At 73.6% G+C, this 8,996-nt stretch carries 9 protein-coding genes and 1 pseudogene; 2 read left to right on the top strand and 8 right to left on the bottom strand.

Features of this window, described 5'->3' with window-relative positions; all coding sequences use genetic code 11:
- Nucleotides 1-314 (bottom strand): annotated as a pseudogene (locus BMY61_RS13130) (urocanate hydratase); the annotation flags it as partial.
- Nucleotides 315-494: 180 nt separating this feature from the next.
- On the opposite strand from BMY61_RS13130, the gene BMY61_RS13125 reads away from it, so the two are divergent.
- The gene (locus BMY61_RS13125) at nucleotides 495-833 is read left to right on the top strand and encodes a hypothetical protein (RefSeq protein WP_042459327.1); all 339 of its coding nucleotides are present in this window, start codon (nucleotides 495-497) and stop codon (nucleotides 831-833) included.
- A 13-nt stretch (nucleotides 834-846) separates the two neighbouring features.
- On the opposite strand, the gene BMY61_RS13120 is transcribed toward BMY61_RS13125, so the two are convergent.
- The 5 genes from BMY61_RS13120 to hutH all read right to left on the bottom strand — a co-directional run bounded on the left by BMY61_RS13120 (nucleotide 847) and on the right by hutH (nucleotide 5,858).
- On the bottom strand, nucleotides 847-1,797 hold the full coding sequence (locus tag BMY61_RS13120) for a hypothetical protein (protein WP_042459324.1): 951 nt from the start codon (nucleotides 1,795-1,797) through the stop codon (nucleotides 847-849).
- 49 nt (nucleotides 1,798-1,846) lie between these two features.
- Nucleotides 1,847-2,401 (bottom strand): hypothetical protein, encoded by a 555-nt coding sequence (locus BMY61_RS13115; protein WP_052439476.1) that lies wholly within the window; start codon nucleotides 2,399-2,401, stop codon nucleotides 1,847-1,849.
- Between the two features lie 66 nt (nucleotides 2,402-2,467).
- Complete coding sequence (locus BMY61_RS13110) at nucleotides 2,468-3,235, bottom strand: GNAT family N-acetyltransferase (protein WP_236656645.1); 768 nt, start codon at nucleotides 3,233-3,235, stop codon at nucleotides 2,468-2,470.
- On the bottom strand, nucleotides 3,232-4,143 hold the full coding sequence (locus BMY61_RS13105; RefSeq protein WP_042459321.1) for a MurR/RpiR family transcriptional regulator: 912 nt from the start codon (nucleotides 4,141-4,143) through the stop codon (nucleotides 3,232-3,234). Before BMY61_RS13105 ends, BMY61_RS13110 begins: the two co-directional genes overlap by 4 nt.
- Nucleotides 4,144-4,301: 158 nt before the next feature.
- On the bottom strand, nucleotides 4,302-5,858 hold the full coding sequence (hutH, locus tag BMY61_RS13100) for a histidine ammonia-lyase (protein ID WP_042459315.1): 1,557 nt from the start codon (nucleotides 5,856-5,858) through the stop codon (nucleotides 4,302-4,304).
- A 102-nt stretch (nucleotides 5,859-5,960) separates the two neighbouring features.
- Here hutH and fdhD point away from each other — a divergent pair, with 102 nt between their 5' ends.
- Nucleotides 5,961-6,779 (top strand): formate dehydrogenase accessory sulfurtransferase FdhD, encoded by an 819-nt coding sequence (gene fdhD / locus BMY61_RS13095; RefSeq protein WP_042459311.1) that lies wholly within the window; start codon nucleotides 5,961-5,963, stop codon nucleotides 6,777-6,779.
- A gap of 5 nt (nucleotides 6,780-6,784) precedes the next feature.
- Here the strand turns inward: fdhD and BMY61_RS13090 are convergent, their stop codons facing one another.
- A complete protein-coding gene (locus BMY61_RS13090; protein ID WP_042459308.1) occupies nucleotides 6,785-7,150 on the bottom strand; it encodes a hypothetical protein in 366 nt (121 codons plus the stop codon).
- 2 nt (nucleotides 7,151-7,152) lie between these two features.
- Complete coding sequence (locus tag BMY61_RS13085; RefSeq protein ID WP_042459305.1) at nucleotides 7,153-8,994, bottom strand: hypothetical protein; 1,842 nt, start codon at nucleotides 8,992-8,994, stop codon at nucleotides 7,153-7,155.
- Nucleotides 8,995-8,996 lie beyond the last annotated feature (2 nt).

Genomic DNA, 8,996 nt, shown 5'->3' with positions numbered 1-8,996 from the left:
GAGTTCGCGATCAGCACCCGCGGCGCCCACTCGTGGGTCTGCATCACACCCACGGGACGGCCGGACTGCACCAGCATCGTCTCGTCCTGCTTCAGCGTCTGCAGCGTGCGCACCATCGCGTCGTAGGAACGCCAGTCACGCGCGGCCTTGCCCGTGCCGCCGTAGACGACCAGCTTCTCCGGGTGCTCCGCCACCTCCGGATCGAGGTTGTTGTTCAGCATCCGCAGGGCGGCCTCCTGCTGCCAGCCCAGGGTGCTCAGCTCAGTGCCACGCGCGGCACGGACCGTGCGCGGGCCGCTCTGCTGCTGCGCCATCGTTCGCGTCCTCTCTTCGGTGATCGGCGATGTGGATAGATTCATTCACCATCGACGAGTCTGAATGTAGCCGTTCACACCGCGCTCCACCAGAGCCGCCGACCAGGATTCTCTTTTGTCCGCTTTGTAAGCATTCGGCACCTATGCTGACACGACACGGACGACCGAGAGGAGAGCCGCGTGGGCCCGGTGGAGTTCCTGGTCCTCGCCTTCCCGTGCGACGGGATCGGCGCGACCGTCCTGGAACCGTTGGAACGACTGCGGCGCGACGGGGGCGTCCGGGTCCTGGACGTGCGGAAGCTGCGCCGCGGCCGGTCCGGCGCCGTGATCGCGGAGCCCGGCGAGGCCGGGCTGATCACGGAGGACGACGTGACCGAGGCGCAGGAGCTGCTCGACGAGGACGAGTCGGCGCTGCTGCTGCTCGTCGAGCACGTCTGGGCAGCCGAACTGACGGCCGCGTTCGAGGCCGCGCGCGGGCGGGTCGCGGCGTCGGTCCGGGTGGTCCCGGAGGCGGACTGACCGGACGGGTCGGTCAGGGGGTCAGCGCCGCCCGCGTCAGCAGGCCGCAGCCCACCAGCGTGCCGACGCCCCACAGGGCGACCAGGGGCGCGACCGATCCCGCCGTGCCCGGCACCGGCCGCCAGGGAGTGCTGTCGTCGCCGCCCGCGAAGTAGAACATCGGCACCGGCGTGCCTTCCGGCCCCGGGCAGGCGCCGCCGAAGCGGAGCTCGGCCCAGGAGCCGTCGGGCTCGTCGACCGAGCACTGGGTGTAGACGGTGCCGTGCGTGCCGGTCTCCTGCGTCGCCGAGTCGACCCGCCCCACGCCGTGCTGACCGAAGCAGAGCATCACCGCGTCGGCGGCCCCGGCCGAGCCGATCACGAACGCGACCGCCGCGGCCGCGTACAGCAGTCGGGTCCGCTTGGGGACCTGGTTCCGATACGGCCCGTAGGCCAGCCGCCGAACCAGCAGCAGCCAGCCGACGGCCAGGAGGACCGCGCCCAGGACGGCGCCGATGCCGAAGTCCAGGGAGGCGAGGAGGGTCGTGCCGAAGAGCGCGAGCAGCAAGGCGAGCGACCAGCCCAGCCACCAGCGCCGGGAGGTGGTCGGCCGTCGGCCCGGCAGCAGCGGAGGCAGGACGGAACCGGCCGCGGCGTCCGACCGCGGCCCCTGACTGTGCAGCCCGTGCGCGGCGAGTGCCTTCTCGAACTGCGCGCTGCTGCGGGAGGTGATCCGCCGGTTCGCCTCGCCCGCCCGAGCGACGTCCTGCACCGAGGCGGCCTGCGGGTAGGCGTCGGTGAAGCAGACCAGCACGCTGACGGCGAGCGAGCGCCCGTACGTGGTCCGCGCCAGGTGCCGCAGTCTGTCGGCGTCGAACCCGGCCTTCTTCAGCGCCGCGACGCGCGCCGGTGTCAGCTCCGGCAGGTGCGCCTCGCGCCAGGCGAGCGAGTCCGCCGCCGGGTCGATCTCCCTGTCCCTGTTCACTGCTGTCCCCCGATCAGTCGTGCGAACCAGGGGACTCTAGTGGAGGAACTCAGCCGTGCACGACCGCCTTGACGTTCCCGCCGGCCGGGCCGGTGGTGACGAATTCCGCCACGGCGCTGCGACGGCCGAACAGGCGGCCGTCGTCGGTGCGGGCCCACAGCAGCTTCTCCTCGCGGCGCTCCCAGCGGGCCAGCCGCAGCGCGGAGAGCAGCATGCCGACGCCGTAGCCCAGCACCCCGAGCCCGGCGGCGGGCCCGGCGACCACGCCGAGCGCGGCGGTCGCGCCAATCCCGATCAGCAGCCAGAGGGCGTGGCCGCGCGCGAGCCGCTGCCGGGTCTCGTGCGGCGGCTCCAGCGTCACCGCGAACGCGGCCTTCTCGGCGGCCGCGGCCTGCACCGCGAACCAGCGCCGTCGCTGGAGCAGGCCGACCAGCAGCCCGAGCACGAACAACCCGGCCCCGATCAACGCGCCGAGCCCGAGCCCGGTCAGGCTGGGGATCAGCAGCCCGGCGAGGGCGCCGACCGCCCCGATCCACATCAGCGTGCGCGCCACGGCCTCGCGAACGACGACGACCCGGGCGCGCGCATACGTCCCACGCAGCATGGCGGGACGATAACTCCGCCGGATGAGAATTGTCTTGAGGCGTGCAGGCCTGATCTGCGCCCGGGGTCAGGTGAACGCCGCCGCCGACACCGGGCGGTGGCGCAGGCCGAGGCGGTCGTAGACGCGGCGGGCGGTGGTGTTGTGGTCCTCCACCATCAGGGCCACCGTGCCGCGCTCCGCCAGGCCCGCCTGGGCGAGGGTGGCGCAGATCGGCAGGGCCAGGCCCTTGCCGCGGGCGTCCGGCGCGACCGCGATGCCGCTGAGCAGGGCCACCTGCGGGGAGGACCAGGCGAGGGCGCCGATGGCGAGCAGGCGGTCGGCGTCGTCGTGGAAGCCGGCCCAGCGCTCGACGCCGGGGACACCCGCACGGGCGTAGGAGGCCGGGTAGGCGAGGTCGAGGAGGGCGTTGACGCCGGTGGTGTCGTCGAGCCAGGGGGCGGGGGACTCCGCCGGGGACGTCTCACGGGCGTCCATCCAGCCGAAGTGGCCGACGACCTCCAGGCCCGGCACGGCGGCGGCGATCGCCGCGATCAGCGGGCGCTCGCCGAACGGGCGGAAGCTGCGCGGCAACTGCGGCAGCACCTCGCGGGCGAGCGCGACCGCCGCCTGCGGGGAGCGCGCCCACACGCCGACGCGGTCGCGCGTCGAGATCCCGGGCGCCGCGGCGATGACCGCGTCCTCCCCCGCCCAGGCACGCCCACCGCCCGTCAGTCCCTGGGCGGTCCACAGCACCAGCGTGTCGTCGGTGAGCCCGAGCAGCTCCTCGACCGAGAAGATCTCCACCGCCGTCCCGGGCGGCGTCATCCCGGGCTGCGCCGCCCCAGGCTGCGTCATCCCAGGAACAGCCCGCGCGTCGCCGCCTGCTGCTCGAACTCCTCCAGCCGCAGCACCGAGCCCGGCAGCTCGTCGCACATCGCCTGGAGCAGCACCCGGCCGAGCATCATCGGCGCGCAGGCGGTGTCGAAGACGAGGCTGGAGCCGACCGCGGCCGGCAGCAGCAGGTCGGAGACGGAGGCCACCGGCGCGAACGCGCTGTCGGCGACGGTGACGACGGTGAGCCCGGCGGCCTTCGCCGCGTTCAGGGCGTCCAGCAGTTCGCGCGGGTAGCGCGGCAGCGCGAAGCAGATCAGGGCGGACGCGCCCGCGATGCGGGCCTGCTCGATCCGGTCGAGCAGCATGGAGCCGCCCTCGTCGAGCAGTCGGACGTCCGGATGGACCTTGCCCGCGAAGTAGGCGAAGCCGTGCGCCTGGGCCGAGGCGGCGCGCAGGCCGAGGACGACGAGCGGCCGGGAGGCGGCCAGCACGCGTGCTGCCTGGAGCACCGGCTCGGGGTCCGCCAGCACCGCGGCCAGGTGCTGCAGGTTGGCGATCTCACTCAGCACGGCCTGCTGCTGCTCGTTGCGGACGATCTCGCCGGCCGTCTCGCGCACCCCGCCGACGCGGACGCCGGGCTCGCCGCCCGGCTCGGCCAGGCCGAGCTCCCGCAGCCGGCGCCGCAGCGCGGGGTAGCCGTCGAAACCGAGGGCGACAGCGAAGCGGGTGACGGAGGGCTGGCTGACGCCGGCCAGCTCGGCCACCTCGACGCTGGACAGGAACGGGGCCTCGGCGGCGTTGCGGACCAGGCAGTGCGCGATCCGCCGCTGAGTCGGCGTCAGCCGGTAGCCCTCGAAGAGCCGGAGCAGCCTGCTGGAGGGCCCGCTGCTCGGCGGGGCCTCCACCGACTGGGGCGGTGTCACGCTCATGTGCGCCTCCAGCGGGCGGGCAGGCGATTCAGTAGGTGCCGACTCTGCATGACCGCATGCAGAGTCGGCAAGTCCCTTCTCACCTGCCGGTATGAACCCGATACGGAACGTTCGAGCGGGTCGGACGCACCGGTCGGGCGGGTGGGTCGGACCGGCGGTCAGGCCAGCGGGCCGGTGACCGTCTCCACCGCGGTGACCAGGGCGCCGCCGCGGACGAAGCGGTAGGCGGCCTCCAGGTCGGGGGCGAGGAAGCGGTCCGCGCCCGGGCCGCCGACGCCGGCCTCGCGCGCCGCGGCGACGGCGGCCGCCGTGGCCGGGGCGAGCGGGCTGTCGCCGCCGGTGTGGCTGTAGGTGCGGATCTCCAGCGCACGGGCCGAGGCGACGAGCTCGACGGCCAGCACGCGGGCCAGGTTGTCCACGGCCTGGCGCAGCTTGCGCGCGGCCGACCAGCCCATGGAGACGTGGTCCTCCTGCATCGCCGAGGACGGGATGGAGTCGACCGAGGCGGGGACGGCGAGGCGCTTGTTCTCGCTGACCAGCGCGGCCTGCGTGTACTGGGCGATCATCAGGCCGGAGTCGAGGCCCGGGTCGTCCGCGAGGAACGGCGGCAGGCCGTGCGAACGGTTCTTGTCCAGCAGGCGGTCGGTGCGGCGCTCGGCCACCGAGCCGAGGTCGGCCGCGGCGATCGCCAGGAAGTCGAGCACGTAGGCGACGGGCGCGCCGTGGAAGTTGCCGTTCGACTCGACGCGGCCGTCGGGCAGCACGACCGGGTTGTCGACGGCGGCGGCCAGCTCGCGGTCGGCGACCAGCTGGGCGTGGGTGAGGGTGTCACGACCGGCGCCGGCGACCTGCGGGGCGCAGCGGATGGAGTAGGCGTCCTGGACACGCGGCGCGTCGTCCTGGTGGTGGCCGGTGAGGCCGGAACCCTCCAGCACCTTCAGCATGTTGGCGGCGGAGGCGGCCTGGCCGGGGTGCGGGCGGATGGCGTGCAGCTCGGGCAGCAGCACGCGCTCGGTGCCGAGCAGCGCCTCCAGCGACATGGCGGCGGTGACGTCGGCGACGGTGAACAGGCGGGCCAGGTCGGCGATCGCCATCACCAGCATGCCGAGCATGCCGTCGGTGCCGTTGATGAGGGCCAGGCCCTCCTTCTCGGCGAGCTCGATCGGCGCGATGCCGTGCTCGGCCAGCAGCTCGCCGGCGTCGCGGACGGTGCCGTCCGGGCCGTAGGCGAGGCCCTCGCCCATCAGCGTCAGGGCGCAGTGGGAGAGCGGCGCGAGGTCGCCGGAGCAGCCGAGGGAGCCGAACTCGTGCACGACCGGGGTGATGTCGGCGTTGAGGATCGCCGCCATCGTCTCGGCGACGACCGGGCGCACGCCGGTGCGGCCGGAGGCCAGGGTCTTCAGGCGCAGCAGCATCAGCGCGCGGGTGACCTCGCGCTCGACCTGCGGGCCCATGCCGGCCGCGTGCGAGCGGACCAGCGAACGCTGGAGCTGCGCGCGCAGCTCGGGGCTGATGTGGCGGACGGCCAGGGCGCCGAAGCCGGTGGACACCCCGTACACCGGGCGCGGCTCGGCGGCCAGCGCGTCGATCCGCGCGCGAGACGCGGCCATCTCGGCCAGCGCGTCCCCGGAGAGCTCCACCTTGGCGTTGCCGCGCGCGACCGCGATGACGTCGGCCGGGCCCACGTTGGCCTTGCCGATGACGACGTTGTGCATATCCATATGCGAAATCACATCATGTGAATGGCCCTATGACAACAGGAGTCGGCCTCCCGAGTACCGTTGACCCAGCAGAGCCGTACCGAAGGAGGGGCACCCATGGGTCGGGTGACCGAACGCCGCCGCGTCACACGTCTGCGCGACGGGCGCAGGGACGCACGACCGGACGCGCTCGCCGCGGAGGAGCCCCTGGAGATCCGCGTCGGCGGCCGCGCGCTCACCGTCACCATGCGCACCCCCGGCCACGACTTCGACCTCGTGGCCGGCTACCTCGTCGCCGAGGGCATCGCCGCGCGGGCGGAGGACGTCCCGGCGCTGCGCTACTGCGCGGGCACCAACGCGGAGGGCGTGAACACCTACAACGTCGTCGACGCGCGGGTGTCGCGTCCTGAGACCGTTCCCGTCTCGGCGTACCGCTCCCTGCTGACCAGCAGCGCGTGCGGCCTGTGCGGCGCGGAGACGGTCGACGCCGTCCGCAAGCGGCTTCCCGCCGACCTCGGCGACGACCCCCTCGTGGTCACCGAGGACGTCCTCTACTCCCTCCCCGACACCCTCCGCGCCGGCCAGCGCGCCTTCGACTCCACCGGTGGCCTCCACGGGGCGGGCCTCTTCACCGCCGACGGCCGCCTGCTCTGCGTCCGCGAGGACGTGGGCCGCCACAACGCGGTGGACAAGGTCATCGGCTGGGCCCTGCGGGAGGACCTGCTGCCGCTTCGCGGACACGTCCTGATGGTCAGCGGGCGCGCGTCGTTCGAACTGGTCCAGAAGGCGGCGATGGCGGGCATCCCGATGCTGGCCGCGGTCTCCGCTCCGTCCGCACTGGCGGTGGACCTGGCGGAGGAGGCGGGCATGACGCTCGTCGGTTTCCTCCGCGGCCGCGGAGGAAATGTGTACACCGGAGCCGACAGGATCAGCTGACGGCGCTACGTGCCAAGAGCGCGCAGCAACGGCTCCGCCGCCTTCTCGACGGCGGCGAGCGCCGTCGCCGCCGCGGCCGCACCGCCCAGCAAGGTCGTCAGACCGCTCAGCGCTCGGCGGATCCGCCCCTGGCTCGGCTGCGCCGCGGTCGCCTCGACGCGGAGATCCTCCAGGTGTGCGGAGGCGTCCTCCGCCGTCGCGGTGTCCAGCTCCAGCGACGGCAAGGTCGCCGCGAGGGCCGCCACCGCCTGAGCCAGCGCGTTCGCCGAGACGGGATCCCCGACGGACGCCGTCGCTCCGGCTCCCGCCGCCTGTGCCCCGTAGTTGGGACTGTTGTTGTTCTGGATGCCCCAGTTGGACTGCGACGTCATCCTCAGTCAGCCCCCATCCGCGGCTTCGGCACCGACGGCTTGGAACGGGCCCGGGCACCGCTCCCGGCCGCCTGAGCGCCCGAAACCTCGCTGTCGTAGTTCTGGATCCCGTTGTTGATGTTGATGTTCTGCGCCCCGGCCTCGAACTGCTCGGTGTTGTAGCCCTGCTGCTTGAGCAGCGACAGCGTTGCGGTCAGGGCACGCTCGCGCACCGCGGACAGGACCCGCTGCGAGTCCAGGAACTGGAACAGCACCTCGAAGGTGTCCTCCGCGCCCAACTCGCGGACGCTGACGCGCGGACCCTGCTGGACCTTGCGCCCGGCCGCGAGCATCCGCTCACGCCAGCGCCGGCGGAACCAGCCGCGGACCAGGGAGGCGGCGGTGGTGACGACCTGTGCGAGGTTGTCACCGAGGTCACGGCCGATGTGCGTGGTGGCCGCCCAGAGTGCGCGGACCGCGTCGAGGCCGTCGGGCGTCAGCACGAGGTCCACGGCGCGGTAGCGGGCGGCGACCGGGGGCAGCACGTACTCCAGGCCCTCCACGTAGAGCTGGTGCCCCTGGATGCTGACGCGAACGAAGGTGGAGACGACCAACTGGCCGTTCCACAGCTCCGCACGACTCTCCACGTAGTGGCGCAGACCCGGATGTGCGTCGGCGTCGAGCTCGCGGATCCAGCCGCGGTACATGGCCTGGCCACCGTCCGCCGGAACCACGCCGCCGTTCGAGGCTCCCGCCGCCGACGCGGCCGCGGCCGGGGTGAGCTTGTCGAACCACGCCTCGTGCGGCTCCATGCGCAACCCCGAGCGAAGGACGCGGTCGCCGACCGCGAGAGAGTGCAACGCATCCCCCGGGTACTCCACCCCGCTGGAGAGGCCCCGCACCCAGGCGGCGATCTGCTCGTGCAACTGACTGACCGTGAGCCGCCCCGGCTCGGCGCCGACGGTGGCCGGACGCAGCTCGGTCTGGAGCGACCACTCGCCGACGGAGACACCGGAACCGACGAACGGCTGGAAGTCACCGTAGACGGTGTCCGTCTCGGCCGCCTTGGTGCGAAGCCGCTCGAAGACCGCCGCGAGGCTCGCCGGGGTGGGACCGAAGGACGGGGTCCGGGCCGGGTCGGCGAGCTCCGAGAGGCGCTGGTGGCGCAGGAATCGGGAGACCGCGCCGATCAGGATCCAGCCCACCAGCAGCACCAACGGCAGCACCCAGCCCGAGTTGCCACCGCCGCCACCGCCGCCACCGCCGTCGGAGGAGCCGGGGCCGAACGGGTTCTGGCCATCGAGCGGACTGCCGCCACTGCCGCCGCTGTACAGCGCCGTGACCAGCGCCGCGATCAACGCGACGGCCGAGGCGCCGAGGTAGATCACCCCCGGGGTCAGCCGGAGCGCGAGTCGCAGCCGACGGCGGCGCACGCCGGAGTCGTAGAAGGGGAAGAACCGGACGATCACGCCTTCGGCGAACCGCACCCAGGCGCCGTAGAGGAACACGCCCACGACCACCGCGGCGGACACCAGCGCGGAGGCCCAGTCGGCGGCCAGCCCGATCACCAGCAGCAGCGTGCAGGCCGCCGCCGTCCACAGACTCAGCCGGCGGGCCCGGAGGCACTCCGCCAGCACGTGGTCGGCGGCGATGCCGGGCGCGGGCGCAGGCACGCGGTGGCGCTCCTCGACCAGCTCCGTGATGACGCGGTCGCGGAAGGTCCGGTCCAGGTGCGCGGCGGCCTGGAGGTGGCGGGTGGCGGCGCCGCCCCCGGGTCCGGCGTGGTAGTCGATCCACCAGGGTCTGCCGTCGGCGGACGTCCCGGCGGGGACATCCGCGCCACCTGTGGTGTTGGTGATGGCCATCC

This window comes from Streptacidiphilus jiangxiensis (assembly GCF_900109465.1).
GTDB lineage: Bacteria > Actinomycetota > Actinomycetes > Streptomycetales > Streptomycetaceae > Streptacidiphilus > Streptacidiphilus jiangxiensis.
The sequence above is the reverse complement of the archived record's forward strand: the minus strand, read 5'-3'. Positions and strand labels throughout refer to the sequence as shown.

What these genes read in the sequence shown, in the direction of transcription:
- BMY61_RS13105 (WP_042459321.1), bottom strand. Translation starts at nt 4,143, where the DNA reads ATGAGCGTGACACCGCCCCAGTCGGTGGAGGCCCCGCCGAGCAGCGGG.
- BMY61_RS13085 (WP_042459305.1), bottom strand. Translation starts at nt 8,994, where the DNA reads ATGGCCATCACCAACACCACAGGTGGCGCGGATGTCCCCGCCGGGACG.
- fdhD (WP_042459311.1), top strand. Translation starts at nt 5,961, where the DNA reads ATGGGTCGGGTGACCGAACGCCGCCGCGTCACACGTCTGCGCGACGGG.
- BMY61_RS13110 (WP_236656645.1), bottom strand. Translation starts at nt 3,235, where the DNA reads ATGACGCAGCCTGGGGCGGCGCAGCCCGGGATGACGCCGCCCGGGACG.
- hutH (WP_042459315.1), bottom strand. Translation starts at nt 5,858, where the DNA reads ATGCACAACGTCGTCATCGGCAAGGCCAACGTGGGCCCGGCCGACGTC.
- BMY61_RS13090 (WP_042459308.1), bottom strand. Translation starts at nt 7,150, where the DNA reads ATGACGTCGCAGTCCAACTGGGGCATCCAGAACAACAACAGTCCCAAC.
- BMY61_RS13115 (WP_052439476.1), bottom strand. Translation starts at nt 2,401, where the DNA reads ATGCTGCGTGGGACGTATGCGCGCGCCCGGGTCGTCGTCGTTCGCGAG.